Genomic DNA, 24815 nt, shown 5'->3' on the forward strand with positions numbered 1-24815 from the left:
GGTGGCGGTACCTCCGGGGTTCATCGGCCGAGCCGGTTGCGGCGGGACAGCAGCTTCGCCGCCACGGTGAGGACGAGGACGAGGGCGACCAGGGTCAGCGCGGCGGTCCACGCCCGTGCCGGCGAGTACCTCGACGCCTCACCGGCCTGCTGGTAGACGAAGAGGGCCAGCGACGACTGGTTGTTCTCGAACGGGTTGAAGTTGATCGCCGCGCCGCCGCCGGCGACGAGCAGCACCGGCGCGGTCTCACCGGCGGCCCGCGCGATGGCGAGCATGACGCCGGTGACGATGCCGGGCAGCGCGGTCGGCAGCACGACCCGCAGGATGGTCTTCCACTTCGGTACGCCCAGGGCGTACGCGCCCTCGCGCAGCGGCGCGGGCACCAGGCGGAGCATCTCCTCGGTGGAGCGGACCACTGTGGGCAGCATCAGCACGCTCAGCGCCAGCGCGGCGGCGAAGCCGGAGAAACCGGGCCGCCCGTCGTTGAACCACGGCGAGACGATCAGCACCCAGAAGGCCAGCACGAACAGGCCGGTGACGATCGACGGGATGCCGGTCATCACGTCCACGAAGAAGCGGATGGTGAACGCGAACCGGCCCCGGCCGTACTCGACGATGTAGATCGCGCAGAGCACGCCCAGCGGCACCGTGATCAGCGTGGCGATGCCCACCTGCTGCAGCGTGCCGACGATCGCGTGGTACGCGCCGCCGTTGGCGTCCCGCGACCCGATGTTGTTCATCGAGGTGCCGAAGAAGTTCGCGTCCAGCCGCTCGGAGCCCTTGCTGACCAGCGTCCAGACCACCGAGGCCAGCGGCAGCACGGCCAGCACGAAGGCGGAGTGGATCAGCGCGCTCCAGGTCCGGTTGCGGGCCGACCGGCGGCCCTCCACCGCGTTCGCCGCGACGAACAGACCGGCCAGGTAGAGCAGCGCGCCGACCACCACGACCAGGACCGGGCCGCCGATGCCGGCGCCGTACACGATGCCCGCCGCGAGCAGCAGCGCCGCGACGGCGATGGCCGGAGCGGCGTACGCGGGAAGTCGCCTCGCCCGCAGCGTGGCCGGCTGGGCCGGCGGGCGCGGGCGGCGGGGGGTGAGGGTGGTGGTCATGCGGCCGACTCCGTGAACTCGCGCCGCCGGTAGATGATCGCCCGGGCGGTGATGTTGACGATCAACGTGATCGCGAACAGCACCAGGCCGGAGGCGATGAGCGCGCCCCGGCCGGTGTCGTTCGCCTCGGCGAACCGGTTGGCGATGTTCGCGGCGATCGAGTTGCCGCCGCTGGCCAGGATGTTGAACGAGATGGCGTACGTGGAGCCGAGCGTGAGCGCCAGCGCGATGGTCTCGCCGAGCGCCCGGCCCAGCCCGAGCATCACCGCGGCGATGACGCCCGGACGCCCGTACGGCAGGACGGCGGTGCGGATCATCTCCCAGCGGGTGGCGCCGAGCGCGAGCGCGGCTTCCTCGTTCGCGGTCGGGGTCTGCCGGAACACCTCGCGGGACAGCGAGGTGATGATCGGCAGCACCATGATCGCCAGCACCACGGAGCCGAGCAGGATCGAGTTCCCGTACGGGCCGTCGCCGAAGATGGGGATCCAGCCGAAGTACCTGTTCAGCCAGGCGGACAGGTCGGCGACCGGCTGGGCGAAGTAGTCCCGGCCCCAGAGGCCGAAGACGACGCTCGGCACGGCGGCCAGCAGGTCGATCAGGAAGCCCAGGGCGTTGCCGAGCCGCCGGGGCGCGTAGTGCGACAGGTACAGGGCGATGCCCAGCGCGACCGGCACCGCCATGAGCAGCGCCAGCAGCGAGCTCAGGACGGTGCCGAAGGCGAGCGCGCCGATGCCGAACTGCGGCGGGTTGTCGTTCGGGAACCAGCCCTCGAACGTCCAGAACGACTCGGTGTTCGCCCGCAACGCCGGGACGGCCTTGGCGACCAGGAAGATCGCGATGGCCGCGATGACCACCAGGACCGTGGTGCCGGCGGCCAGGGTCAGGCCGCGGAACGCCCGTTCCGCGCCGAAGGCGCGGGCCCGGGGGAGGGCGCCGCCGCCGCCGAGGCCACCGTCGGGGCGGCCCGGGTTACCGGGGCGCTCGGCCACACGCGCCGAGGCACCGGCGGGTCCCTCGTGGCTCGTGGCCACGGGAGTTCCGCCGGTGCCGGCGTGGGCCGAGCGCTGAGGGGTGTCACCCATCTGCTCGCTCGCTTCGCGTTGAGGAGGTGTCGGTCGGGAGCGTCAGGAGAGGCTCTTGACCGCGGCCTCGACCTTGGTGCGGACGGTCTCGGGCAGCGGGGCGTAGCCGAGCTCGACCAGCTCCTTCTGCCCCTCGGCGCTGGCGGCGTGGCCGAGCAGGCCCTTGACCAGCGGCAGCTTGTCGGCGGCGAGGCCCTTGCTGCAGACGATCTCGTAGGTCGCCAGGACGATCGGGTACGCCCCGGCCTCCTTGGTGTTGTAGTCGATCGACATCTTCAGGTCGTTGCCCTGACCCTCGAACTTGGCGCCGGCGATGGTCTTGCCGGCCGAGTCACCGGTCAGCTCGACGAACTCGCCGTTACCGTTCTTGACCTTCGCCATCTTCAGGTCGGAGTTCTCGGCGTACGACCACTCGACGTAGCTGATGGTGCCGTCGGTGCTCTTGACCTTGCTGGCCACGCCGTCGGACTTGGCCGCGCCGACGCCGCCCGGGGCCTTCCACGCCTTGGAGTTGCCGAGCGTCCAGTCCGCCTCGGCGGTCTTGGAGAGGTACTTGGTGAAGTTGTCGGTGGTGCCCGACTCGTCGGAGCGGTGCACCGCCTGGATCGCGGTCGACGGGAGCTTGGCGTCCGGGTTGTCGGCCTTGATCGCCGCGTCGTCCCACTTGGTCACCTTGCCGGCGAAGATCTTCGCCAGGGTGGCCGGGCTGAACTGGAGGTTGTCCGCGCCGCTGACGTTGTAGACCACGGCGACCGGGCCGATCACCATCGGCAGGTTGAGCGCCTGGCCGCCGACGCACTTGGCGTCGGCCTGCGGCTGCTCCTCCGGCTTGAGGGGGGAGTCCGAACCGGCGAAGTCTGCGGTACCGGCGATGAAGGCCTGGATGCCGGCGCCCGAGCCGCTCGGCTCGTAGTTGATCGTGGTGCCGGCGCACTTCTGCTGGTACGCCTTGATCCACTCGGCCATGGCGTTCTTCTGGGCCGAGGAGCCCTGCGCGTTCAGCGTGCCCGTCGCGCAGTCCACCGCGGCGGTGGAGCCGGAGGCGCCGGCGGGCTCGTTGTTGTCCGAGCCGCAGGCGCTGAGACCGAGAACCGCGGTAAGAGCGAGACAGGCGATGGCGCCGTGCCGCTGGAGCTTCACTTCAGGGGTTTCCCTTCACGTCTTTGGTCAGGTCGCCCGGAGTGCCGGGGGCCGGCGCTGACCGGCTGACACGAAAGGTAGGAGGGCCAGGTGGACGGTTCGCCGGACGCAAGTGAACGCGCGGTGAACACGTTCAGCCGACGAGATGGCCGTACGCTGAGGAAGGGTTGTCCATTTCGTGAACTAGCAGCCTGGTATCGCCTTTATAGCGATTTTCCGGGGCCGCGGAACGCTCAGCCGCGCTGGTAGTTGACGTGCGCGGACCACATGGCGAAGCCCAGCCGCTCGTAGAGCGCGACCGCGGCGGTGTTGCTCTCGTCCACGTAGAGCATCACCCGGTCCAGCCCGCGCTCGTCGCGCAGGTGGGTCAGGCCGGCGGCGGTGAGCACCCGGCCCAGGCCGCCCCGGTGCGCGGACGGGTCGACGCCGAGCACGTAGACCTCGCCGATACGGGCCGAGCCCGGCCGCTCGTGCACCTTGGTCCAGTGGAAGCCGAGCAGCCGCCCGGTCGTGGAGTCGACGGCGAGCAGGAAGCCGGCCGGATCGAACCACGGCTCGGCGATGCGTACGCGCAGGTCGTCGAGTGTCCACTTGCCCTGCTCGGGGTGCTGGGCGAAGGCCGCGTTGTTCACCGCCAGCCACGCCTCGTCGTCCTCGCCGGGGCGGAACGCGCGCAGCGTCACGCCGTCCGGCACCACCGGCTCGGGCAGTTCGGGGGTCAGCGGACGGCGCATCTGCCAGAGCACCCGCGCCCGGGCGAAGCCCAGGTCGACAGCGAGCGCGGCGGCCGACGGGTGGTCGCCGTGGGCCCAGGCGCGCAGCGGACCGGGCGCGGCGTCCACCACGCCCCGGGCCAGCGCCCGGCCGACGCCGCGCCGCCGGTACGCGGGATGCACGACCAGTTCGGCGCCGACGCCCTCGGCCGGGGCGGTGACGTCGAGATGCGCGTACCCGGTGAGTGTGCCGTCGGCGGTGCGGGCGGTGACGTGCACGGCGGGCGCCTCGGGGTCGCGCAGCCGCAGCAGCACGTGCTCGTCGAGCGGGTCGGCGCCGTCGGTGTCCCCGGCGGCGCGGGCCAGCGCCAGCACCTCCGCGACCTCGGCCGGCGTCAGCCGGTCCGTCCGGTCGGTTGCGGGGCCACTGGTCGGCTCGGGGCTCATCTGAGTCACGGTAGCCGCCGTCCGGGGGCGGTTCGCGCCGGACGAGGGCGGCGGTCGGTGGCGCTCGTCACTGCGGGCCGACGGGCAACGACTCCAGCTCGAACCGCGCCAGTATCTCGGGCAGGAGTTGCTGCAACGCCGCGACCGTGCCGGAACGGTCCCCGCCCGCGTCGTGCATGAGCACGATCGCCCCCGGCCCCATCTGTGTGCGGATCCTCGACTCGATGGTGAGCGCGCCCGGCGCCCTCCAGTCCGACGGGTCCACGCTCCAGTGCAGCGGGGTGAGGCCCAGGTCGGCGCAGGCCGAGATCACCGGGCGCGTCCAGGCCCCGCCCGGCTGCCGGTAGTACGCGATCCGCGCCCCCGGCGCGGCGGCCAGGATCGCGTCGTTCGTGCGCAGGATGTCGGCCCGGATCGTCGCCGGGGACCGCTTGCCCAGGTCGACGTCGTGCTCCCAGGAGTGGTTGCACAGGGTGTGCCCCTCGGCGACTATCGACCGGATCAGATCCGGATGGGCCTCGGCGTTCTCGCCGACGACGCAGAACGTCGCCTTCACGCCGTACTGGGCCAGCAGCGCGAGCACCTGCGGGGTCCAGCGCGGATCGGGGCCGTCGTCGAAGGTCAGCGCGACCCGGGACGAGCCGGTGACGACCAGGCTGCCGTACGGGCCGTCGCCGCCCGGTTCGACCGGGGCGGCGTCCGGCGCGGCGTCGGGGCTCGGCCCGGCGGTGGCCCGGCCGCCGGGGAAGTCCGTGCTGGGCGGCTGGTCGGCGTAGCGCGGTCCGTTGAGCGCGGTGGTGGCGCCGGCGTTCGACGGCGGGTGTTCCGGGACCAGGCTGCGGCCCAGCGCGAACGCCGAGCCGAGCAGGCCCGCGAGCACCACGGTCACGAGCCCGGTGGCGCGCAGCGTCGGGCCCCGCATCAGCGGCACCGGCCGTTCGTCGCCCCCGTGTTCACCGCACGCACCGCCGCCCCCTTTGCCCGGTAAATCCGGCAGTCAGGATATGTCTGACTGATCGGGCAAAAAGGGCGTTCTGCGGAAATGCCCCCTACCGGAGTGGGGCGTGGGCGGTCAGACCGGCAGCGGCGCGGGCTCCGACTCCGGCAGCGAACGCGACGGCGGGACGACGAACTTGTAGCCCACCTGGCGGACCGTGCCGATCATCGACTCGTACTCCGAGCCGAGCTTGGCGCGCAGGCGCCGCACGTGCACGTCGACCGTGCGGGTGCCGCCGAAGTAGTCGTAACCCCAGACCTCCCGCAGCAGCTGGTCCCGGGTGAACACCCGCCCCGGGTGCTGGGCCAGGAACTTCAACAGCTCGAACTCCTTGTACGTGAGGTCGAGCGGGCGGCCCTTCAGCTTGGCGGCGTAGGTGTCCGGGTCGATGTTCAGCTCACCGGCCCGGATCGAGCCGCCGGCGCCGGCGGTCGCGTTGCTCAGCCGGCCGACGGCGAGCCGCAGCCGGGCCTCCACCTCGGCCGGCCCGGCGCCGGCCAGGATCACGTCGTCGACACCCCAGTCCGCGTTGAGCGCGATCAGGCCCGCTTCGGTGACCACCGCGACGAGCGGTACGCCGAGCCCGGTGGCGTGCAGCATCCGGCACGTGGCGCGCGCCTCGCTCAGTTCGGAGCGGGCGTCCACCAGGACGGCGTCCGGCGTGGGGCCGGAGACCAGCGTGCGGACGTCGCGGGGTGCGGTGCGGACCGAGTGCGGCAGCAGGTCGAGTGCCGGCAACACCGCCGACGGCTCACCGGCCCGTGCGGTCACGAGCAGCAGGAGCTCCACGATCACCTCCGTCCCGGCGGCCCTTCGGCCGCGCGCGACCAGCGACACGCCTGGGTGAGGGCGGCGCTGTGAACTTGCGTGGGTCCCGGCGTCGCTGACGGGCGGGTAACGGCCTGAGCGTAACCGATGGACCCGCCGTCACCTCCGGGGTGCTTTCCCGTTTGCCCCTTCTGCCCTTGATCGCGGTGCAGGTTTTAACGTCACCGAAACCGGGACCTCCGCCGAGCCGCCCGGGTCTGGCACGATCGGGGCGTGTTTCCCTCCACCTCGCGCGACACCGGTCGTGAACCGTGGGCCGACGACCCGTCCGCCGGGCCCTCCGGCCCCGCCCGTGGCTACCCGCCCGCCCCGCGTACCGGCCCCGCCGACGAGGAGGGCGACCGGCCGGAGCGGAAGGGACCGCGTCGGCTACGGAAGGGCGGACCCGGCCGGCGGGCCGACGACGAGTCCGACGAGGCGCCCGAGGAGGAGATGCCACCGGTCCCGGTCCGCCGGCCACTGGCGCTCACCGTCGCCGGCTTCGCCGCGCTGCTCGGCGTCGGCCTGGTGCTCGGCGCGCAGACCTCCGGCCCCGGGCACCGGCTGCCGTTCGCGGCCATCATCTTCGGCGTCCAGATGCTCTTCGTGCTCGCCTGGACGATGGCCATGCGACCGCCCGCCCTGCTGGTCGTCGCCCTGGTCAGCGCCGGCACGGCCGTGATCGCCGACGTCGCGGCGGTCCAGTCGGACATCGCCGGCCTGGCCCCGCTCGGCTACGCCGCGGCCGCCGGGCTGCTGCTCGCCGTGCTGGGGCAACTCGTCCGGCGGGTGGACCGGGTCCGGGTGACCGACTCGCTCGGCGGCACCCTGCTCATCGTGGTGGGCGTGGTCGCCTTCGGCACGCTCGTCGTGCTCAGCCGGATTCCCAAGGGCACCCAGGCGATCACGGTCTGCCTCACCGCCGCCGGGGTGGCGTTGCTGGTGGCGCGGCTCACCGACGCGGTGGCGCCGTGGCCGCGGCTCGCCCCGCAGGTGCCGCGCGGCGCGGCCGGCGTGGTCGCGGGCGCGATGCTCGGCACCCTCACCAGCGCCCTGCTCGGCAGCTACCTGGTCGGTTTCACCCCGACCAGCGCCGCCCTGGTCGGCGTGGTCAGCGCCGCCACCGCCGTCCTGGCCGACCTCGCCGTGGGGTACGCCGAGGCGGGCCGCCTGATGGCCGGTGAACCGCCGACGATGTGGGTGGCCCGGCACATGCAGGGGCCGCTGGGCGGATTCGCGCTGGCCGCGCCGGCCGCGTACGCGATGTGCGTGCTGTTCCTCTGACGCGGTTGGGGAAGATTCGCCTCGGGTAAGTACGGTTGCGCCGCGAGACGCGGTGACGGCGGCGAGGACGGGAGGCGGCGTGGCAGAGGCGTATCCGGCGGAGGGCCGACCGCGGCGACGCGGCCGGAAGGTGCTGATCGGCTTCGTCGTCCTGCTGCTGGTGCTGGTCGGGCTGCTCGTCGTCGCCGACCGGGTCGCCGCCGGGGTCGCCGAGCGGGCGATCGCCGACCAGGTGCGGCAGGAGATCGCCAAGCAGGACGCGCAGTCCGCCGCGCCGCAGGTCGAGGTGGGTGGCTTCCCGTTCCTCACCCAGGTGCTCGACGGCCGGTACGAGCGCATCTCGATCCAGCTCACCGACGTGCGGGGCGCCGTCCAGGGTGACGCCGTGGAGGTGCCGAAGCTGGACGTGGACGCGCGCAACGTGACCGCGTCGCTGGACACGCTGCGCTCCGGCCGGGGCGACGTGGTGGCCGAGAGCGTGGACGGGCGGGGCACCGTCACCTACGAGAGCCTGGCCAAGCTGCTGGACCGTCCCGGGCTGACGCTCGGCGAGCGGAACGGCAAGCTCGCCGTCACCGCCCCGGTGGACATCCTCGGCGTCAAGCTCACCGTCAACGGCACCGCCGACGTCACGGTGGCCGGTGGCAAGGTGGCGCTGCGCTTCAACGACCTCACCGCCGACGGCCTGCCGAACGTGCCGCTGGCCCGGGCCGCGCTCACCCGGTACGCGCAGGGCATCTCGATCGACGTGCCGCTGCCGGAGCTGCCGTTCCAGCTCAACCTGCGCAAGGTGGAGCCGAAGCCGGAGGGCCTGGTGGTCACGGCGGACGCGGCGAACGTGCCCATCAACTCCGCCGGCTGAAAGCCGTACACGGCCGGTCCGGGGAGCGGGCCGGCCGTCCCGGATGCTGGTCGGCCTGGTGGCAGCTGTGGCGTGGGCTGGTAATCTCCCTGCCCATGGGGACCCACCTCACCAAACGGCGCGCGGTCGACCTGTGCCGCGTGGCCACCTGCCTGTGTCGCCCCGTCATCTGACGGCGGGGCTGTCTCCGGCCGCCTGAACGGCGGCCACCCAGGGTCCACGAACCTTTCCCGGTTCCCCTCAACGCCCGGCAGCGGCGCCGTCGCACGTACCCGTGATCCGTTCCTAGCTCTGGGTCCCGCGCGTGGTGCGACAACAATCGACATCGATCTCCGCGCGCAGGCTCACCAACCATCCTCACCAGGGAGTGATCTGATGAGTCGCGACACCGCACTCGTTTCGGCCGAGTGGGCCGAGAAGAACCTCGGCGCCCCGGGCGTCGTCTTCGTCGAGGTCGACGAGGACACCTCGGCCTACGACACCGGGCACATCGCCGGCGCCGTCAAGCTCGACTGGCGCACCGACCTGCAGGACCAGGTCCGCCGGGACTTCGTCAACAAGAGCCAGTTCGAGGCGCTGCTGTCCGACCGGGGCATCGCCAACGACGACACCGTGATCCTGTACGGCGGCAACAACAACTGGTTCGCCGCGTACGCGTACTGGTACTTCAAGCTCTACGGCCACGGCGACGTCAAGCTGCTCGACGGCGGCCGCAAGAAGTGGGAGCTGGACGCCCGTCCGCTCGTCACCGACGTGGTGGAGCGGCCGAAGACGCAGTACGTCGCGCAGGAGCCGGACACCTCGATCCGCGCGTTCCGCGACGAGGTGGTAGCCGCGATCGGCACCAAGAACCTGGTCGACGTGCGCAGCCCCGACGAGTTCGCCGGCCGCCTGCTCGCCCCCGCCCACCTGCCGCAGGAGCAGGCGCAGCGGGCCGGCCACATCCCGACCGCGATCAGCGTGCCGTGGTCCAAGGCGGCGAACGAGGACGGCACGTTCAAGTCCGACGACGAGCTGCGCAAGATCTACGCCGACGCCGGGCTGGACGACAGCAAGGAGACGATCGCGTACTGCCGGATCGGCGAGCGCTCCTCGCACAGCTGGTTCGTGCTCCAGGAGCTGCTCGGGCACCGCAACGTGAAGAACTACGACGGTTCCTGGACCGAGTACGGCTCGCTCGTCGGCGTGCCGGTGGCGCTCGGTGACGAGCCGGGGGAGGCCTGATGACCGCCACCTCCGCCACCTCCGCCGCCTCGACGGCTGCCGCCGGCTGCGCCGCGCCGGACCAGGCCGCCCCCCTCCCGGCCAGCCTGGACCTGGAGAAGGAAACCGTCATCACCGGCCGTGTGCTGTCCGAGTCCGGCGAGGTCGTGCCGGGCGCGTACGTGCGGCTGCTCGACTCCACCGGTGAGTTCACCGCCGAGGTGGTGACGTCGCCGGCCGGGCAGTTCCGGTTCTTCGCCGCGCCGGGCTCGTGGACGCTGCGGGCGCTGTCCCGCCAGGGCAACGGCGACACCGCCGTCGCCGCGGCTCGCGGGATCAACGAGGTGACCGTCTCGGTCGCCGCCTGACCCACGCTCTGATCGTGGCCCGCCACCCCAGCCGGGTGGCGGGCCACGAGCCGTTCCGGTGACTGTGCGGCTTGCCCGTGGCTGGCAGGCTGGACGGCGGCGCGCCCCGGACGCGCCGGAGGGGGATCAGGTGCCCGACGACGCCGCCGCCCACGCAGTTCGCTATCTGATCGACTTCATCGACGGCAACCGGGGTGAGGAGATCGCCCGCGAACTCCAGCGCACCGCCGGGTCCGGCCGCGCGCGCCCGTTCGACGTCTCGGTCGCCAGCCTCGACACGGACCTGTCGTTCCTCACGAAGCGGGCCACGCTCGTCACCGGCAAGCTGGTCCTCTCCCAGCCGGGCGGCAAGCACTGCTACCTGGCCAACCGGGAGACCTGCAAGAGGTGCGGCAAGGACCCGGAACACTGCGACCCGCGCTGCCGGTACGAGGACATCCGAATCGACCAGCTCTACGCCGAATGCGACGACCTGGACCGCCTCGGCGCGTACCTGCGGGACTGCGCGCCGCTGCTGGAGCTGGGGCAGCTCGTCTACTTCCCGCAGACCTTCCGCCGCACCCACCTGGAGTCGCGCGCGCCGGACGCCCAGTCGACCTCCTCGCCGTTCGACACGATGGGCCGGATCGAGCTGGGCGACAACCCGGACCGCACACTCGACCTGATCGTCAAGGGGCACCGGGTCGTCGACGTGCCGAGCGGGGATCCGGTGAAGGCGCGGCTGGTGACCCCACTGCTCCAGCTCGACCTGCCGATGCTGGAGGGCACCTCGCTGCGGGACTACTGCGCCATCCTGACCCAGGAGAGCGACGCGCTCGCCGCGACCCAGGCGTACCTGCGCGGTCGGATGCTGGACGTCGACACGGATCCGGACAAGGCGCTGGTGCAGCTCGCGAAGCTCGACGCGGAGATCCAGGAGGGGGTGCGGGCGGCTCGCTCCGAGGTCGCCCGGGTGGCCCGGCGTTCGGCCGTGCAGGCTGCGGGCGCCGCGGTGGCGACCGTCGCCGCGACGCTGGTGGCGGTCGAGGGCACCCACCTGGCGCCGGTGCTCGGCATGCTGGGCGCGGGCGGGTTCTTCTCCGCGGTGCTCGCCGCCGACCAGTACGCCGACCGTCGCGGCGAGCTGCGGCAGCGCCCCTTCTACCTGCTGTGGCTGCTGTCCCGCCGGTCCGTCCCGGCCTGACCGGGCGTGCCGAGGCGCGGCCGGGTGCCTCGCCGGCACGTGACACCATGGCCGGGTGACTGCCGTCGAGACGGGCTACGCCCCGCCCAACCCTGGAGATCAGCCGGGTGCCGGCCGGCGTCGGCTGCGCTGGCTGACGGCCGCCACTGTGGCGTGGGCCGTGCTGCTGGCCGGGCTGACCTGGTGGTCGGTGCGGACCGACCCGCCGACGGTCAAGGAGCAGCGCTCACTGGACCAGGCCGGTCCGGTGGTGGACCGGGCGATCGGCGAGCTGACCGGCGCGGTCGGCGCCGACGGCGTACCCGCGCTCGTACCGGACCGCCTGGAACGAGGCTGCCGGATCACGCCGATGGACTCCGGCGCGTCGCTCGAGCGCGGCGTCGAGGTGGCGATCGGCGGCGACGACGTACGCGAAGTGCTGCGACGCGTGGCCGACCGGCTGCCGCAGGCGTGGCGGGCGGGCGTGTCGACGTTCGACGGCGAGCCGCTGCTGCGCGCCGACGCGGGCGACTTCGTCGCGGTCGAGGGCCGGGCCGGCGGCCCGGGCCGGATCCTTCTGACCGCCGCGACCGGCTGCCGGCCGCTGGGTTCCGGCTACCGCGCGCCGACCGCCGACGCCGCTGCCGAAGCCGCCGCGCTGGCGTCGGCGCTGGGCCGGTGGGGCGGCGCGACCGGCGCGGTCCAGGTCCTGACCGCGCCCTGCCCCGGTGGGGGCGCGGCCCGCACCGCCCGGGGTGAGGCCGCCGCGCCGGCGGATCAGCCGCTCGCCGCCGCGTTCGGCGGTGGCGTCGCGCCGGTGGTGGACTCCGCCGACCGGTACGCGCGCCCCGGCGAGCCGGCCGTGCTGGCCGAGCGGGCCGACGAGCGGGTGCGCGTGGCGGTGACCACGCCCTGCCCGGCCTGACTCACCGGCCGGGCAGCCCGAGCGGCGGCGGTGCCGGTTCCTCGTGCGGTTCCCGGCTGCGGCCCAGCGCGTCCACCCGGCCCCAGCGGCCCGGGATGTCGAGCAGTTCCACCCGGCCCATCCCCGGCGGTACGGCCGGGTCGATGATCAGGTGCTCGCCCTGCGGCTCCAGTCCCAGGATCACCCGTAGCAGCAGCAGAGGCGTACCGGCGGACCACGCCTGCGGGCTGCACGCGGTGGGGTACTCCACCGGGTAGTCGGTGAGGCCACGTTCGTAGCCGGCGAACACCTCGGGCAGCCGCCCGTCGAAGAAGTGCGACGCGCTGAGCAGCGCGTCGCAGATCCGGCCGGCCTCCTGCCGGAAGCCGTACCGCCACAGACCCCAGGCGATGATCGAGTTGTCGAACGGCCACACCGTGCCGACGTGGTATCCGACCGGGTTGTACCGGCCCTGGTCGTCGGCGAGCGTGCGTACCCCCCAGCCGGAGAACAGGCGCGGGCCGAGCAGATGGGCGGCGACCGCGGGGGCCCGGGACTCGTCCACGATGCCGCTCCACAGCAGGTGGCCGATGTTCGAGGAGAGCGCGTCCACCTGCCGCCCGCGCGGATCGAGCGCCAGCGCGTAGTACTCCCGGTCGGCGATCCAGAAGTCGCGGTTGAACCGTTCCTTCAGCGCCGCCGCCTCCTGCTCCAGCCGGTCCGCGTACGCCGGGTCCTGCCAGTAGGTGCGGGCCAGGCGGGCGGCGCGCATCTTGGCGTCGTACGCGTACCCCTGCATCTCGCAGGTGGCCCGGGGGAACTCCGGCATCCGGCCGTCGGCGTAGGAGATGGCTTCCGGTGAGTCCTTCCAGCACTGGTTCGGCAGCCCCGTCTCCGGGTTGCGGGACATGTACCAGACGTAGCCGGTGCCGAGCAGGTCTCCGTACGTGTCGAGCCAGGTCAGCGCCGCCCGGGTCTCGTACTCCAGCTTGCGTACCAGATCGGCGTCCCCGGTCCACCGCTCGTACTCGTCGAGCAGGATCACGAACAGCGCCGTCGTGTCGGCCGCGCCGTAGTACGGCGAGTGCGGCTGTTCCTCGAATCCGGCGCTCTCGCCGTAGCGCAGCTCGTGCAGGATCTTGCCCGGCTCCTCGTCGCGGAAGTCGTCGACCCGGCTGCCCTGAAGACCGGCCAGCATGATGATCGTCGGTTTGACCAGGTCGGGGAGGAACGGCAGCACCTGGAGCGAGGTGAAGATGCTGTCGCGGCCGAACAGCGTCATGAACCAGGGCAGGCCGGCCGCGAGCAGCCGGACGCCGAGCGTGATCGACTCGTACCGGAGCGCGGCCAGGTCGTTGAGGCTGCGCCGGTACGCGCTGGCCAGCGGCTCGCAGTCGCAGCCCAGCTTCGGCGCACGGCTGATCAGGGCGCTCTGCTCGGCCTCGATCTCGGCCGCCGTGCGCTGGCCGCCCAGCGGCAGGATGGCCCGGATGTCCTCACCACGCGCGCCGTAGATGATGGTGCTGACGTGCAGCCGGGTGGTCCACTCGCCGTGCGGGCTGATCCGGACCCGGAAGGTCATCCCGTCCGCGTCGACCTCGACCGGCGCGCTGCTGGTCACCAGCGTCTCGCGGCGGAACGCCTCCCGGCGGTAGGTGAGCCGCAGGCCGTTCGGTTCCACCGTCGGCGTGGTGAGTCCCTTCTTGTCGCGCCGGTTCTTGATCTCCAGGAGGTCGGCGAAGTCGGAGCCGATGTCCAGCCGGAGGTGGAACTCCTGTTCCTGTTCGGAGTGGTTGAGCACGGTCAGTTCCTCGTCGAGGCTGCCGCCGATGGCGCGGCTGCGGATCACCGAGACGTTGGCGTCCAGGTAGTGCGTCGGCTCGCCGGGGACCAGGAAGAACCGCGTCTTGTACGACAGCGAGTCGTCGATCGAGAGCGCGTGCAGACGTTGCCCGTCGATGGTGAGGAACCAGGTGGACAGGAACCGGGTGTCGAAGGAGAACAGCCCGGTGGGGAAGTCGTACGACGGTTCGATGTTGCCGCGATCGTCGCTGACCAGGAACGTGTTGCCGTCGAGGATGCTGACCCGGTCCTTCACACCAGCCGCCGGACGTGCTCGCGGGCGGCGTCCCGGGGGTCCCGCACGTCGGGCCGTTGCGGCAGGAATCGGCGGAACGCCAGGAACAGCACGACGTGGCCGCTGAACGTGGCCTCGTTGCGCAGCACCGCCGCCATGCCGGCCGCCCGCCCGGTGACGAGCTTCTCGAACAGCTCGGTGGACAGCGTCAGCACGCCGTCCGCCGGCCGTAGCTCCTCCCGGCTCACCTGTGCCGTGCCGGGGGCCAGCGTCACGTACCAGTGCTCGGTGCGGTTGCCGTCGGCCAGGTCGATCTGGAGTGTCCCGCCGATCGGGCTGTTCAGAACGGCTGCGGCACGCGCCGGCAGCGACGCGAAGAACTCCTGGATGGCCTGACTCACATTCGCATGGTAGGCAGCATCCGGACATGCCGGGTCAGGATCGGCGCACTGGGCAGAATGGACAACCCGGGCCGGTTGTCAGTAGACCAGCGCCTGTGCGCCCTCGGTCATCGCTTCCTCGACGAACACGGCTGCGCCCGCGATGCGTACGCCGGGGATGACGTCGCCGGTGCCGATGTCCCGCCGGGCCGCGCACTGGGTGCAGGCGGTCACCCGGCCGGTGGCCAGGACGACGTGCAGCAGCTCGCCCAGTGGCGCGGAATGCGGCAGCTCGAACGACTCGGCCCGGCCGGGGAGCGCGAACCAGGTCGATTCGCCGGTGAGCCAGAGCGAGACGTCCACCCCGGCCGCGGCGGCGGTGGCGGCGACTGTGAACGCCTGGGCGCAGCGTTCCGGGGAGTCCGCGCCGGCGGTGGCCTTGACGACGAGAGAGCGCGCCATGCCACCCAGCATAGGATGGTCCGGATGGTTACCGAGATCGGGTTCGTCAGCCTGCTGGTCGCCGGCCTGGGCGCGCTCGCCGGTGGCCTGGCCTATCTCGCGGTCCGCATAGCTAGAGGTAAGTGGTGAATCTGTGAGTGAGAATCCGCTTCAGCCGCCGTGGTTGAACGCGCCGCCGGTCGAGGAGTACCCGTACGAGGAGAGCCACGACCTGCGCGTCGGCCCGAAGCTGCACCCGAGCCTGGACGGCCTGCTGCCGTACATCGGGGTGTGGCGCGGCCGGGGCCGGGGTGGGTTCCCGACGATCGAGGACTTCGACTACGCGCAGGAGATCCGGATCAGCCACGACGGCCGGCCGTTCCTGTTCTACGAGTCGCGGGCCTGGATCCTGGACGAGCAGAGCCGTCCGGTCCGGCCGGCCGGCCGCGAGGTGGGCTGGTGGCGTCCGGTGCTCGACGGTGAGCGGGTCACCGACGAGCTGGAGGCGTTGATGACCACGCCGACCGGCGTGATGGAGCTGCACATCGGCAAGCGCAAGGGCACCCAGATCGAGTTCGCCACCGACGCGGTCGTGCGTACCGCGACGGCGAAGGAGGTCACCGCCGGCGCCCGGCTGTTCGGCATCGTCGAGGGCGCTCTGCTGTACGCGCAGGAGATGGCCGCCGTGGGTCAGCCCTTGAGCCCGCACCTCTCCGCCCGCCTCACCCGGGTGGCCGGCTGACCCGTCCCGCTTCCCCGGTCGATCATGAAGTTGACGGCGTCGGCTGCCCGATTTGTCACCGCCAACTTCATGATCAACGGGGGGAGGGCCGGGGGAAGTTCAGGAGGGCCTGGATGCGGGGGGTCAGGGGGGAACTCGGGCGGGGGGTTCCGTTCAGGGTTGTGACCTCCGTGGGGCCGCGTAGGGAGCTGGTCAGCCAGATCGCCTCGGCGGCGTGCAGGTCGGGCACTGTCGGCAGGTGCTCGGCCGGGGTCAGGCCCAGCTCTCCGGCGCGGCTCAGCAGGTGGTGGGCGGTCACGCCGGGCAGGATTCCGGTCTGCGCCGCCGGCACCGTGCAGAGCGTCCCGCCGCGCAGCCACACCACGTTCGCGGTGGGTCCCTCCAGCACGTAGCCGTCGGTCGAGACCCAGAGCACGTCGTCCACGCCCGTCCGCTGCGCCCAGCGCCGGGCGGCGGTGCTGAGCGCGTACGAGGTGGACTTCACGCCGTTCGGCAGCCACCCCAGCTCGGGGCGGGACCGGGCGGCCACCCCGAGCGGCAGCGTGGCCACCGTCACCCCGGTACGCCGGGCCAGCCGGGCGGCGGCGGGCACCTCGCCCAGCGTGGCGTACACCGTGGCCCGCCCGCCGCCCTCCGGCCCTCGCGTGCACACCAGCCGCAACGCGCCCTCGGTCTCCGGCGGCCAGCCGGCGCGGACCGCGTCCAGCAGCTCGACGAGCGCGTCGTCCGAGGGCAGCGGCAGGTCGATCGCCGCCGCGCCCGCCCGCAGCCGGGCCAGGTGCGGCTCCAGCAGCCAGGGAAGCCCGTCGCGCAGGTGCAGCGTCTCGAACAGGCCGTCGCCGTGCAGCACACCCCGGTCGTCGCCGCGCAGCACCGGCTCACCGGCCGGTACGAGCCCCCGGCCGAGCACCGCCACCCGCGTCGCCTCCACGGGCGCAGCGTAGTGGCGTACCCCGGCGGCGGACGGACCGGCGCGGCGGCCGAACTATGATCGAAGGGTGTCCGAATCCTCCCTCGCGGAAATGCTCCGCGCGCGCGGGCTGCGGCTGACGGCGCAGCGGCAGCTGGTGCTCCAGGCCGTCCTCGACCTCGGGCACGCCACCCCGGAGCAGGTACACACGGCGGTCCGCGAGGTGGCGGCCGGCGTCAACATCACCACCATCTACCGCACCCTGGAGCTGCTGGAGCGGCTCGGCCTGGTCACGCACACGCACCTCTCGCACGGCGCGCCCACCTACCACGCGGCCGGCGAGCACCAGCACGTGCACCTGGTGTGCCGGGAGTGCGGGGCGATCGACGAGATCTCACCCGAGATGCTCCGCCCGCTCGCCGACCAGCTGGCCGAGCAGCGCGGATTCCAGGTCGACATCGGGCACGTCGCGCTCTTCGGAGTCTGCGGCCGCTGCACACTGAACGGGGAACACGCATGATCGACATCGCCGGAGCGGTGACCACCGACAGCATCGACGACCAGACCAGGGACCAGCCCGAGCCGGCCCACCGGGCGGCCGGTGTCGCGCCGGTGGCCGCGCACTACGGCGACCCGATGCGTGAGCAGCGGCTCCTGGCCACCGGCGTGGGCCTGGTCGACCGGTCGCACCGGGGCGTGGTCGCGGTGCCCGGCGAGGAACGGATCAGCTGGCTGCACACGCTCACCAGCCAGCACCTGGCCGCGCTGGCCCCCTGGCAGGGCACCGAACTGCTGGTGCTCTCCCCGCACGGGCACGTCGAGCAGCACGCGATGGTCGCCGACGACGGCGAGACCACCTGGCTGGACACCGAGCCGGGCATGACCGGCGGACTGCTGTCGTACCTGGAGAAGATGCGGTTCTTCAGCAAGGTCGACCCGCGCGACGCCACCGCCGAGTTCGCGCTGCTGTCGCTGGTCGGGCCGGAGGCGCCCGGCGCGCTCGACATGCTCGGCGTGACCGGGCTGGCCGCTCCCGACGTGGCCGCGGTGCCGGGTCCGAAGTTCCGTTCCGGCGAGCTGCCCGCGCGGCCCTCCGTGGTGTACGACGTCAAGCCGCTACCGGTCGGCGGCTGGGCCCGCCGGGTGGCGCTCGGCGTCGACCTGCTCGTGCCCCGCGCCGCCACGGACGGGGTGGTCGCCGAACTGCGCGGCGCCGGGGTGCCGGTCGCCGGGCTGTGGGCGTACGAGGCCGTCCGGGTCGCCGCCAAGCAGGTGCGGGCCGGGGTGGACACCGACCACCGCACGATCCCGGCCGAGGTGGACCTGATCGCCCCGGCCGTGCACCTGGACAAGGGTTGCTACCGGGGCCAGGAGACGGTGGCCCGGGTGCACAACCTGGGCAAGCCGCCCCGCCGCTTGGTCCTGCTGCATCTGGACGGCGTGGCGAGCGACCAGCCGCCGGTGGCCGGTACGCCGGTGACGCTCGACGGCCGGACGGTCGGCTTCGTGGGCACCGCCGTGCAGCACTTCGAGCTGGGTCAGGTGGCGCTCGCGGTGCTGAAGCGCAACACGCCCGACGATGCCCGCCTGCTCGTGGGCGAGAGCGCCGCCGCCATCGACGTGTAAGGAAGGGCCCCCTATTAACGCCTCCGGTAGAGGAAGGGTCCCTTCTTAACGCCGCCCGCACCGGAAATCCTCCGGTCGACCCGACGTCGGGCACCGGTCTAGGATCCGGGGCATGACGACAGGGACGTTGATCACGGTTGCCCCCACCGGCGCGGAGTCGGCGAAGGCTGAGGTGCCGGCGCTGCCGGTGACGCTCGACGAGCTGCTGCTGACCGCCAAGGAGTGCGAGGCGCTCGGCGCCGCCGTGATCCACGTCCACATCCGCGACGACGAGGCGCGGCCCACGCTCGACCAGGGGCGGCTGCGCGACACCGTGGCGGCGCTGCGGGAGAGCACCGACCTGATCGTGCAGCTCTCCTCCGGGGGTGCGGTGACCGACCCGGAGTCCGCCCGGCTGGCGGTGCTCGACGCCGCGCCGGACATGGCCTCCTGCACCATGGGCACCGTCAACTTCGGCGACGACGTGTTCCTCAACCGGTGGGAGTTCATCGTCGACCTGCACACCCGGATGCAGGAACGCGGCGTCGTCCCCGAGTACGAGATCTTCGACCTGGGCCACCTCACCGCCCTGCAGCGGCTGCTCGGCAAGTACGGCCTGCCGCACGGCGGGCACGTGCACGTCGACTTCGTGATGGGGGTGCCGGGTGGCATGCCGGGCACCACGGCGACCCTGGTGGCGGCCCAGCAGATGCTGCGTGACCTGCCCGAGGGCACCACATTCGCGGCCACCGGCATCGGGCGCAGCACCATCCCGGTGATGCTGGCCTCGCTGTCGGCCGGCGGTCACCTGCGGGTCGGCATGGAGGACACGGTCACGTACGCCAAGGGGCGCCCGGTGGAGTCCAACATGCAGCTCGTCGCGCGGGCGGTCGGCTTCGCCCAGCTCGCCCAGCGGCCTCCGCTGACCACCGCCGAGGCCCGTACGCTGCTCGGTCTTCCGGCCACCGGCCGGTAAGCGGCGTACCGGCCGGCGGCCCTGTACGGCCCCGGGCGACGCCGCAGGTCACCCCGCCGTCGGCCGGGCCCGCCCCATCGGTACGGTCCATTACGTGGGAAAGACGTACGAGGGCGGCGCGCCGCTCGCCGAGGTGGTCCGGTCCGGTTTCGTGGAGGGCTTCCACCGGGGTTCCGTGGTGGTGCTCGACGCCGCCGGAGCGCCTGTCGCCGGGGCCGGAGACGTGACCTCGCCGATCTTCCCCCGCTCGTCCAACAAGCCGATGCAGGCGATCGGGATGCTGCGGGCCGGGCTGCCGCTCACCGACCCGGCCGACCTGGCGCTCGTCTCGGCCAGCCACGCCGGTGAGGAGTTCCACATCGAGCGGGTCACCGCGTTGCTGCGCGGCGGCGGCCTCACCGGGGACGCGCTGCACTGCCCGCCGGACCTGCCGGTCGGCGAAGCCGCCCGGGAGGCGGTGCTGCGGGCCGGCGGCGGTCCCGCCCGGGTGCTGATGAACTGCTCCGGCAAGCACGCCGGCATGCTGCGCACCTGCCTGGCCGCCGGCTGGCCGCTGGACGGCTACTGGCGGCCCGAGCACCCGCTCCAGCAGCGCCTGACCGCCACGATCGAGGAGTTCACCGGGGAGCGGGCGGCGGCGGTCGGGGTGGACGGCTGCGGCGCGCCGGTGCTCGCCGTCTCGCTCACCGGGCTGGCGCGGGCGTTCCTGCGGCTGGTCGACGCCGAGCCGGGCGCCGTCGAGCGGACTGTGGCGGACGCGATGCGCACGTACCCGGAACTGGTCGGCGGTACCCAGGCCGAGGACACGCGGCTGATGCGCGGCGTACCCGGTCTGCTCGCCAAGATCGGCGCGGAGGGTGTGATCGCGGCGGCGGTCCCGGGGGTCGGCGCGGTCGCGCTGAAGATCGACGACGGCGCCGCGAGGGCCCGCACACCCGTCCTGGTGTCGGCCCTGGCGCGCCTGGACGTGCGCGCCCCCATCCTCACCGAGTACGCCGAACCGCCCCTGCTCGGCGGTGGCCTCCCGGTAGGAGCCATCCGCCCCACCTGGTAACCCTTCCCCGCCCTCTACCCCCGGCGATCTTGCACTTACTGCCCCGGCGAAATGCGCATTCCAGGCGTGCCGAGGGCTGCAAGTGCAAGATCAACGCGGCGAGGGGAGAGGAGCGGGGCGGTCAGGAGGGGAGGAACGGCAGGAGGGCGGTGTTGGTCTCGGTGGGGCGCTCCAGGGGGAGCAGGTGGGCCGCGTCGGGGACGTCCGGCATGCGTATGCCCCGGGGGGCCTCGTCGGCGATGCGGTCGGCCAGGCGGCGGATGTCGGCCAGGTCGTCGGCGCCCGTGCCGACCAGCACCGGTACGCGCAGCTCGCCCAGCCGGTCGATCGCCGGCGGGTCCAGCTCGTCGACGTCGACCGCGCTCAGCGCCTGCTCGGCGGCGAGCGCCCGGCGGTCCATCTCCTCGGCGAACCGGATCAGCTCCGGGTCGACGTCCTTTGGGCGGCGGGTCGGGCCGACCACCCAGAACCGCACCTCCCCGGCGGCGGTGGCGGCGAAGTCCTCCGGGTCCACGTCGCCGACCAGGTCCTCCCAGAGCTGCTCGGTCTCCTCGGACCACTCGTTGCCGGAGACGGGCGCGCCGAAGAGCGCCAGCGCCGAGACCCGCTGCGGGTGGGCGAGCGCGGTGTCCACCGCGACCCGGCCGCCGAACGAGCAGCCGACGAGCGCGGCCTGCTCGATGCCCAGCGCGTCGAGCAGCCCGATCACGTCGTCGTGGTGGGCGAACGGCGCGGGCGGCAATTCCGACTCTCCGTAGCCGCGCAGGTCCAGCGCGATCACCCGATGCCGCTGGGCGAGTGCCGGGATCTGCCCGCGCCACATCCGCCGGTCGGCGATGCCGGCGTGCAGCAGCACCACGGCGGTGCCGGTGCCGCTCTCGTCGTACGCGAGCTGGGCACCGTTGATATCGATCTTGGTCACGGGGGAGAACCGTACGGAACGGACATGGGCTCCGCAACCCGCCATCGGTGACCCTGCTAACTCTGGCTAGCGTTTTGCTTGCAGCAGTTAGCGGACCGAGCTAGCGTTGAGTCATGGCCACCAGCAAGGACCTTCCCGATGTCGGCGGGTTCATTCGCGACCTGCGGCGCAACGCGAAGATCTCACTGCGCCAGCTCGCCGAGCAGGCGGGTGTCAGCAATCCCTACCTGAGCCAGATCGAGCGAGGGCTGCGCAAGCCGAGCGCCGAGGTGCTCCAGCAGCTCGCGAGCGCGCTGCGCGTCTCCACCCCGGCGATGTACCTGCGGGCCGGGCTGCTGGACGACAAGGAGGGGCAGGGCGTGCTCGCGGCGATCGCCGTCGACCCCGAGCTGACCATGGCCCAGAAGCAGTCGCTCACCCAGATCTACGAGACGTTCCGGCGCGAGAACGCCCGCCTGGCCGAGGCGACCGAGGCCGCCGGGGCGGCGGAGACGGCCGAGAAGGCCGCCGCGACCGAGCCGGCCACCGCGCCGGAGGCCCCGGCGACAGTGGCGGCGGCCGCTACCGGTCCGGTCACGCCGGAGGGCACGCCGACCGAGGCGGTCCTCGAATCGGTAGCCGTCACCGAAGCGGGTGCCGCGCCCGCCCCGACCACCGCGCCCGCCCCGACCACCGCGCCCGCCCCGACCACCGCGCCCGCCCCGACCACCGCGCCCGCCCCGACCACCGCCGCCCAGCAGGACACGGCCGCCCGCCGGGCGGCCCGGAAGGCCGCCGGTGCGGCCGAAGAGGAGCAGTCATGACCACCCAGCCGAAGACCAACCGCATCCCCGCACCCCTCTACGCCGCCGCCGGCGCCGGTGAGCTGGCCCTGGAGCAGCTGCGCAAGCTGCCCACCGTGGTCAGCGGCCTCGGCACCCGGGTCGTGACCGACCTCGGCGGCAAGGCCGTCGTCACCGGTTTCGAGCTGCGCCAGAAGGCCACCGAGACGTTGAAGACCGCCAACCAGACCGCGACCGGGCTGCGCGAGCGCGCCGTCGCCACCGACCTCGACCAGCTCCGCGAGGCCGCCAACCTGGAGAAGCTGCGCGAGGCGGCGAACCTGGAGAAGCTGCGCGAGGCCGCCAACCTGGACAAGCTGCGCGAGGCCGCCACCCGTAACGCCGCCGTCGTGGTGGCCGGCGCGCACGCCGCGCAGGAGCGCGCGCTGGCCGCGTACGCCGAACTGGTCGCCCGTGGTGAGCGTGTCGTCGGCGCCGGCGTGCTGGAGGCCGCCGACACGGTGAACGCCGACATCCAGGCCACCGAGGCCACCGGCACCGACGTGGCCCCGAAGGCCGAGGTCACCCCGAAGGTCGCGGTCGCGACGAAGACCGAGGTGGCCGCGAAGCCGGACACCGCGGCCGCGACGACCGATGTGCCCAGCCCGGCCGAGGTGGCCGAGGCGGTGGCCGCCAAGCCGGCCGCGGTGAAGCGCACCCGCGCCACCAAGGCGACCGCCACCAAGGCCGTCGCCAAGACGACCGCCACCAAGGCCACCAAGCCGGCCACCCCGTCGGCGAAGCTGCCGAAGGCCACGAAGCGGACCCGCCCGGCCGCCGAGTGACCTGATGCTCCACCGGACCCCGGACAACGTCTTGTCGGACGTTTCCGGGGTCTCGGCATAAGCTTGCCCCCATGGCCATCGCCGCGCCGATCTTCGCGTTCGCAGTCCAAGACGTGATCCAGCTGATCCTGCTCGTCTTCGCCCTGGTCGTACAGGGAGTGGCGCTGGTGCACGCGGTCACCCAGCGCGGCGACGGTTTCGCCGCGCTCGGCACGCTGCCCAAGGGCGGCTGGGTCGCCATCCTGGCGGTCTGCCTGCTGCTGACCCTGCTCGGCTTCGGCCCGATCAGCCTGTTCGGACTGATCGGCATCGCCGCCGGTCTGATCTACCTGCTCGACGTGCGGCCCGGCCTGCGGGACCTGCACGACGGCCGAGGGTCCTGGTGAGAGGTTTCCGCTGGCCTCCGCCGCCGGACGGCGGTCCCCGCACCTGGGGGCCCGGCCCCGGCGCGCCCCGAACCGGGCGTCCCGCGCTGCCCGAGCCGGAGACGGAGCTGGTCGCCACCCCGCACGGGGTGAGCCTGGAACGGCTGGTCACCGGCACGGGTGACCCCGTCACCGTGTTCGCGCACGGGCTGGGCAGTGGCATCGCCACCACCCGCCCGTTCGGCAGCGGCGTCGCCGGGCGGCGCGTCTTCTTCCAGTTCCGCGGGCACGGCCGCTCCGACTCCCCGCCCGGCCCGTGGACCTACCTGGACCTCGCCCGTGACCTGCGCGCGATGGCGGACCTGAGCGGCGCGACCCGGGCGTTCGGCGCGAGCCTCGGCGCGGGCGCGCTCTGCCGGCTGCTCGCGGAGAGCCCGGAACGCTTCGAGAGACTCGTCTTCTTCCTGCCCGCCGTGCTGGACACACCGCGCGGCGAGGTGGCCCGCGCCCGGCTCACCGGCCTGCTCGACGCGGTGGCCGAGGGCGACGCCTCGGCGCTGGCCGACGTGGTGTCGCTGGAGTTGCCGCCGTCGGTGCGCAACACCCCGGCCGGCTGGGCCTACCTGCGGCAGCGGCTCGACCAGTTGTTGCGCGACGGGCTTGCGCCGGGGCTGGCCGACCTGCCAGCCCAGGCCCCGCTCGACGACGCCGGGTCGCTCGCCGCGGTCACCGCGCCGGCGCTGGTCATCGCCGCCGCCGACGACGACCTGCACCCGGTCGCCGTCGCCGAACGGCTCGCCGCCGCGCTCCCGAACGCCACACTGCACGTGTACGACAGGCCCGGCGTGCTCTGGACCGAACGCGCCGACCTGCGGGGGCGCGTCTCGGAGTTCCTGAACGGGTAACGTCGCCGTCCATGGGCGTCACACACCACGGCCGTACGCACCGGCTCGACCTCGCCGACCCGACCCTGCGCGAGTGGACCTGCCGGGTGCTGGCGGCCGATCCCGAGCAGGGCATCGTGCTGGACCGGTCCGCGTTCTACCCGGGCGGGGGCGGGCAGCCGCCGGATCACGGGGTGCTGCTCTGGCAGGGCGTACAGACCCGGATCGTCGGCACCCGCAAGGGCGACGACCTGTGGCTGATCCCGGCCGAGGGCGACCCGGTGCCGCCGGTCGGCACCGAGGTGGTCGGCGCGGTGGAGGACGCCCGCCGGACCATGCTGATGCGTACCCACTCCGGGCTGCACGTGCTCTGTGGCGTGGTGTTCCGTGACTTCGGCGCGCTCGTCACCGGCGGCAACATGGAGCCGGGCGAGGCGAGGATGGACTTCAACCTGCCCGAGGTGCCGCCGGACTTCAAGGCCCGCATCGAGGAACTGGTGAACGCCGAGGTGGCCGCCGACCGGTCGGTGGCGGTGCGGGTGCTGCCACGCGCCGAGGCGCTCGCGCTGCCGGACATCATCCGTACCCAGTCGAACCTGATCCCGCCGGAGGAGCAGGAGGTGCGGATCGTCGACATCGTCGGGCTGGACGTGCAGGCCGACGGCGGCACGCACGTCGCCTCCACCGCCCAGATCGGCAAGGTCCAAGTGGTCAAGGTGGAGAGCAAGGGGCGGGCCAACCGCCGGGTACGCGTACGCCTGGCGGACTGACCCGC

Annotated in this window: 29 protein-coding genes; 18 read left to right on the forward strand and 11 right to left on the reverse strand. The window is 73.0% G+C overall.

Annotated elements, in window-relative coordinates; genetic code table 11:
* Positions 1 to 20: 20 nt before the first annotated feature.
* The 6 genes from pstA to O7542_RS28385 form a co-directional block, all read right to left on the reverse strand.
* Positions 21 to 1109, reverse strand: a complete 1089-nt coding sequence (gene pstA / locus O7542_RS28360) for a phosphate ABC transporter permease PstA (RefSeq protein WP_274476917.1) — start codon at positions 1107 to 1109, stop codon at positions 21 to 23.
* Positions 1106 to 2191, reverse strand: coding sequence for a phosphate ABC transporter permease subunit PstC (gene pstC / locus O7542_RS28365; protein ID WP_043328007.1), 1086 nt, complete (start codon positions 2189 to 2191; stop codon positions 1106 to 1108). Before pstC ends, pstA begins: the two co-directional genes overlap by 4 nt.
* A gap of 42 nt (positions 2192 to 2233) precedes the next feature.
* Positions 2234 to 3331: a phosphate ABC transporter substrate-binding protein PstS gene (gene pstS, locus O7542_RS28370; RefSeq protein ID WP_274476916.1), complete on the reverse strand. Its 1098-nt coding sequence runs from the start codon at positions 3329 to 3331 to the stop codon at positions 2234 to 2236.
* A 233-nt stretch (positions 3332 to 3564) separates the two neighbouring features.
* Positions 3565 to 4491 carry a mycothiol synthase gene (gene mshD / locus O7542_RS28375; RefSeq protein ID WP_281605444.1) on the reverse strand — a complete coding sequence of 309 codons (927 nt, stop codon included), beginning with the start codon at positions 4489 to 4491 and terminating at the stop codon, positions 3565 to 3567.
* Between the two features lie 67 nt (positions 4492 to 4558).
* Positions 4559 to 5413 carry a polysaccharide deacetylase family protein gene (locus O7542_RS28380; RefSeq protein WP_043330897.1) on the reverse strand — a complete coding sequence of 285 codons (855 nt, stop codon included), beginning with the start codon at positions 5411 to 5413 and terminating at the stop codon, positions 4559 to 4561.
* A 150-nt stretch (positions 5414 to 5563) separates the two neighbouring features.
* Positions 5564 to 6283: a response regulator transcription factor gene (locus O7542_RS28385; RefSeq protein ID WP_176722767.1), complete on the reverse strand. Its 720-nt coding sequence runs from the start codon at positions 6281 to 6283 to the stop codon at positions 5564 to 5566.
* 246 nt (positions 6284 to 6529) lie between these two features.
* On the opposite strand from O7542_RS28385, the gene O7542_RS28390 reads away from it, so the two are divergent.
* The 7 genes from O7542_RS28390 to O7542_RS28415 all read left to right on the forward strand — a co-directional run bounded on the left by O7542_RS28390 (position 6530) and on the right by O7542_RS28415 (position 12099).
* Complete coding sequence (locus O7542_RS28390) at positions 6530 to 7579, forward strand: hypothetical protein (RefSeq protein WP_064446713.1); 1050 nt, start codon at positions 6530 to 6532, stop codon at positions 7577 to 7579.
* A 79-nt stretch (positions 7580 to 7658) separates the two neighbouring features.
* Positions 7659 to 8441, forward strand: a complete 783-nt coding sequence (locus O7542_RS28395) for a DUF2993 domain-containing protein (RefSeq protein WP_030504460.1) — start codon at positions 7659 to 7661, stop codon at positions 8439 to 8441.
* Between the two features lie 95 nt (positions 8442 to 8536).
* Positions 8537 to 8614, forward strand: coding sequence for an Ms5788A family Cys-rich leader peptide (locus O7542_RS30555; RefSeq protein ID WP_310503780.1), 78 nt, complete (start codon positions 8537 to 8539; stop codon positions 8612 to 8614).
* Between the two features lie 202 nt (positions 8615 to 8816).
* Positions 8817 to 9665, forward strand: coding sequence for a sulfurtransferase (locus tag O7542_RS28400; RefSeq protein ID WP_030504459.1), 849 nt, complete (start codon positions 8817 to 8819; stop codon positions 9663 to 9665).
* Entirely contained in the window at positions 9665 to 10012 is a 348-nt protein-coding gene (locus O7542_RS28405) for a DUF1416 domain-containing protein (protein ID WP_043328014.1), read from the forward strand. The genes O7542_RS28400 and O7542_RS28405 overlap by 1 nt, the downstream gene beginning before the upstream one ends.
* A gap of 130 nt (positions 10013 to 10142) precedes the next feature.
* Positions 10143 to 11195, forward strand: coding sequence for a hypothetical protein (locus O7542_RS28410; RefSeq protein ID WP_187694022.1), 1053 nt, complete (start codon positions 10143 to 10145; stop codon positions 11193 to 11195).
* A gap of 55 nt (positions 11196 to 11250) precedes the next feature.
* The gene (locus O7542_RS28415) at positions 11251 to 12099 is read left to right on the forward strand and encodes a hypothetical protein (RefSeq protein ID WP_281605445.1); all 849 of its coding nucleotides are present in this window, start codon (positions 11251 to 11253) and stop codon (positions 12097 to 12099) included.
* Position 12100: 1 nt separating this feature from the next.
* Here the strand turns inward: O7542_RS28415 and O7542_RS28420 are convergent, their stop codons facing one another.
* From O7542_RS28420 to O7542_RS28430, 3 genes are all read right to left on the reverse strand, one after another.
* Complete coding sequence (locus O7542_RS28420) at positions 12101 to 14176, reverse strand: glycogen debranching N-terminal domain-containing protein (RefSeq protein ID WP_281605446.1); 2076 nt, start codon at positions 14174 to 14176, stop codon at positions 12101 to 12103.
* The gene (locus tag O7542_RS28425; RefSeq protein WP_043328019.1) at positions 14173 to 14556 is read right to left on the reverse strand and encodes an SCP2 sterol-binding domain-containing protein; all 384 of its coding nucleotides are present in this window, start codon (positions 14554 to 14556) and stop codon (positions 14173 to 14175) included. The genes O7542_RS28420 and O7542_RS28425 overlap by 4 nt, the downstream gene beginning before the upstream one ends.
* Positions 14557 to 14634: 78 nt before the next feature.
* Positions 14635 to 15009, reverse strand: coding sequence for a DsrE family protein (locus O7542_RS28430; RefSeq protein WP_043328020.1), 375 nt, complete (start codon positions 15007 to 15009; stop codon positions 14635 to 14637).
* Positions 15010 to 15021: 12 nt separating this feature from the next.
* Between O7542_RS28430 and mtfM the strand changes: the two genes are divergently transcribed.
* Together mtfM and O7542_RS28440 are read left to right on the forward strand one after the other, a co-directional pair.
* Positions 15022 to 15126, forward strand: a complete 105-nt coding sequence (gene mtfM, locus O7542_RS28435) for a small membrane protein MtfM (RefSeq protein WP_043330899.1) — start codon at positions 15022 to 15024, stop codon at positions 15124 to 15126.
* A gap of 4 nt (positions 15127 to 15130) precedes the next feature.
* Positions 15131 to 15718 carry an FABP family protein gene (locus O7542_RS28440; RefSeq protein ID WP_030504451.1) on the forward strand — a complete coding sequence of 196 codons (588 nt, stop codon included), beginning with the start codon at positions 15131 to 15133 and terminating at the stop codon, positions 15716 to 15718.
* Between the two features lie 73 nt (positions 15719 to 15791).
* Here the strand turns inward: O7542_RS28440 and O7542_RS28445 are convergent, their stop codons facing one another.
* On the reverse strand, positions 15792 to 16649 hold the full coding sequence (locus O7542_RS28445) for an aminotransferase class IV (protein WP_281605447.1): 858 nt from the start codon (positions 16647 to 16649) through the stop codon (positions 15792 to 15794).
* A 91-nt stretch (positions 16650 to 16740) separates the two neighbouring features.
* Between O7542_RS28445 and O7542_RS28450 the strand changes: the two genes are divergently transcribed.
* The 4 genes from O7542_RS28450 (at position 16741) to O7542_RS28465 (ending at position 20263) form a co-directional block, all read left to right on the forward strand.
* Positions 16741 to 17148, forward strand: a complete 408-nt coding sequence (locus O7542_RS28450; RefSeq protein WP_083296943.1) for a Fur family transcriptional regulator — start codon at positions 16741 to 16743, stop codon at positions 17146 to 17148.
* Positions 17145 to 18254 (forward strand): folate-binding protein, encoded by a 1110-nt coding sequence (locus O7542_RS28455; RefSeq protein ID WP_281605448.1) that lies wholly within the window; start codon positions 17145 to 17147, stop codon positions 18252 to 18254. Before O7542_RS28450 ends, O7542_RS28455 begins: the two co-directional genes overlap by 4 nt.
* Before the next feature lie 112 nt (positions 18255 to 18366).
* A complete protein-coding gene (locus O7542_RS28460; protein ID WP_069087799.1) occupies positions 18367 to 19209 on the forward strand; it encodes a 3-keto-5-aminohexanoate cleavage protein in 843 nt (280 codons plus the stop codon).
* A 94-nt stretch (positions 19210 to 19303) separates the two neighbouring features.
* Complete coding sequence (locus O7542_RS28465; RefSeq protein WP_281605449.1) at positions 19304 to 20263, forward strand: asparaginase; 960 nt, start codon at positions 19304 to 19306, stop codon at positions 20261 to 20263.
* 121 nt (positions 20264 to 20384) lie between these two features.
* On the opposite strand, the gene O7542_RS28470 is transcribed toward O7542_RS28465, so the two are convergent.
* Positions 20385 to 21185 (reverse strand): alpha/beta hydrolase, encoded by an 801-nt coding sequence (locus O7542_RS28470; RefSeq protein WP_281605450.1) that lies wholly within the window; start codon positions 21183 to 21185, stop codon positions 20385 to 20387.
* 113 nt (positions 21186 to 21298) lie between these two features.
* Here O7542_RS28470 and O7542_RS28475 point away from each other — a divergent pair, with 113 nt between their 5' ends.
* The 5 genes from O7542_RS28475 to O7542_RS28495 all read left to right on the forward strand — a co-directional run bounded on the left by O7542_RS28475 (position 21299) and on the right by O7542_RS28495 (position 24810).
* Entirely contained in the window at positions 21299 to 21988 is a 690-nt protein-coding gene (locus tag O7542_RS28475) for a helix-turn-helix transcriptional regulator (protein WP_281605451.1), read from the forward strand.
* Positions 21985 to 22791, forward strand: a complete 807-nt coding sequence (locus O7542_RS28480; protein WP_113973519.1) for a hypothetical protein — start codon at positions 21985 to 21987, stop codon at positions 22789 to 22791. The genes O7542_RS28475 and O7542_RS28480 overlap by 4 nt, the downstream gene beginning before the upstream one ends.
* A gap of 71 nt (positions 22792 to 22862) precedes the next feature.
* Positions 22863 to 23177 (forward strand): DUF2516 family protein, encoded by a 315-nt coding sequence (locus O7542_RS28485; RefSeq protein WP_013288803.1) that lies wholly within the window; start codon positions 22863 to 22865, stop codon positions 23175 to 23177.
* A complete protein-coding gene (locus tag O7542_RS28490) occupies positions 23174 to 24061 on the forward strand; it encodes an alpha/beta hydrolase (protein WP_043328034.1) in 888 nt (295 codons plus the stop codon). Before O7542_RS28485 ends, O7542_RS28490 begins: the two co-directional genes overlap by 4 nt.
* 11 nt (positions 24062 to 24072) lie before the next feature.
* Entirely contained in the window at positions 24073 to 24810 is a 738-nt protein-coding gene (locus O7542_RS28495) for an alanyl-tRNA editing protein (protein WP_064446700.1), read from the forward strand.
* The last annotated feature ends 5 nt before the right edge of the window (positions 24811 to 24815 follow it).

The organism is Micromonospora sp. WMMC264 (genome assembly GCF_027497275.1).
GTDB lineage: Bacteria > Actinomycetota > Actinomycetes > Mycobacteriales > Micromonosporaceae > Micromonospora > Micromonospora chalcea.

Excerpts from the sequence above, each read along its gene's own strand:
- pstA (WP_274476917.1), bottom strand. The coding sequence starts at position 1,109 with ATGACCACCACCCTCACCCCCCGCCGCCCGCGCCCGCCGGCCCAGCCG.
- pstC (WP_043328007.1), bottom strand. The coding sequence starts at position 2,191 with ATGGGTGACACCCCTCAGCGCTCGGCCCACGCCGGCACCGGCGGAACT.
- mshD (WP_281605444.1), bottom strand. The coding sequence starts at position 4,491 with ATGAGCCCCGAGCCGACCAGTGGCCCCGCAACCGACCGGACGGACCGG.
- O7542_RS28380 (WP_043330897.1), bottom strand. The coding sequence starts at position 5,413 with ATGCGGGGCCCGACGCTGCGCGCCACCGGGCTCGTGACCGTGGTGCTC.
- O7542_RS30555 (WP_310503780.1), top strand. The coding sequence starts at position 8,537 with ATGGGGACCCACCTCACCAAACGGCGCGCGGTCGACCTGTGCCGCGTG.
- O7542_RS28400 (WP_030504459.1), top strand. The coding sequence starts at position 8,817 with ATGAGTCGCGACACCGCACTCGTTTCGGCCGAGTGGGCCGAGAAGAAC.
- O7542_RS28405 (WP_043328014.1), top strand. The coding sequence starts at position 9,665 with ATGACCGCCACCTCCGCCACCTCCGCCGCCTCGACGGCTGCCGCCGGC.
- O7542_RS28430 (WP_043328020.1), bottom strand. The coding sequence starts at position 15,009 with ATGCTGGGTGGCATGGCGCGCTCTCTCGTCGTCAAGGCCACCGCCGGC.
- mtfM (WP_043330899.1), top strand. The coding sequence starts at position 15,022 with ATGGTTACCGAGATCGGGTTCGTCAGCCTGCTGGTCGCCGGCCTGGGC.
- O7542_RS28450 (WP_083296943.1), top strand. The coding sequence starts at position 16,741 with ATGCTCCGCGCGCGCGGGCTGCGGCTGACGGCGCAGCGGCAGCTGGTG.
- O7542_RS28455 (WP_281605448.1), top strand. The coding sequence starts at position 17,145 with ATGATCGACATCGCCGGAGCGGTGACCACCGACAGCATCGACGACCAG.
- O7542_RS28460 (WP_069087799.1), top strand. The coding sequence starts at position 18,367 with ATGACGACAGGGACGTTGATCACGGTTGCCCCCACCGGCGCGGAGTCG.
- O7542_RS28475 (WP_281605451.1), top strand. The coding sequence starts at position 21,299 with ATGGCCACCAGCAAGGACCTTCCCGATGTCGGCGGGTTCATTCGCGAC.
- O7542_RS28480 (WP_113973519.1), top strand. The coding sequence starts at position 21,985 with ATGACCACCCAGCCGAAGACCAACCGCATCCCCGCACCCCTCTACGCC.
- O7542_RS28485 (WP_013288803.1), top strand. The coding sequence starts at position 22,863 with ATGGCCATCGCCGCGCCGATCTTCGCGTTCGCAGTCCAAGACGTGATC.
- O7542_RS28495 (WP_064446700.1), top strand. The coding sequence starts at position 24,073 with ATGGGCGTCACACACCACGGCCGTACGCACCGGCTCGACCTCGCCGAC.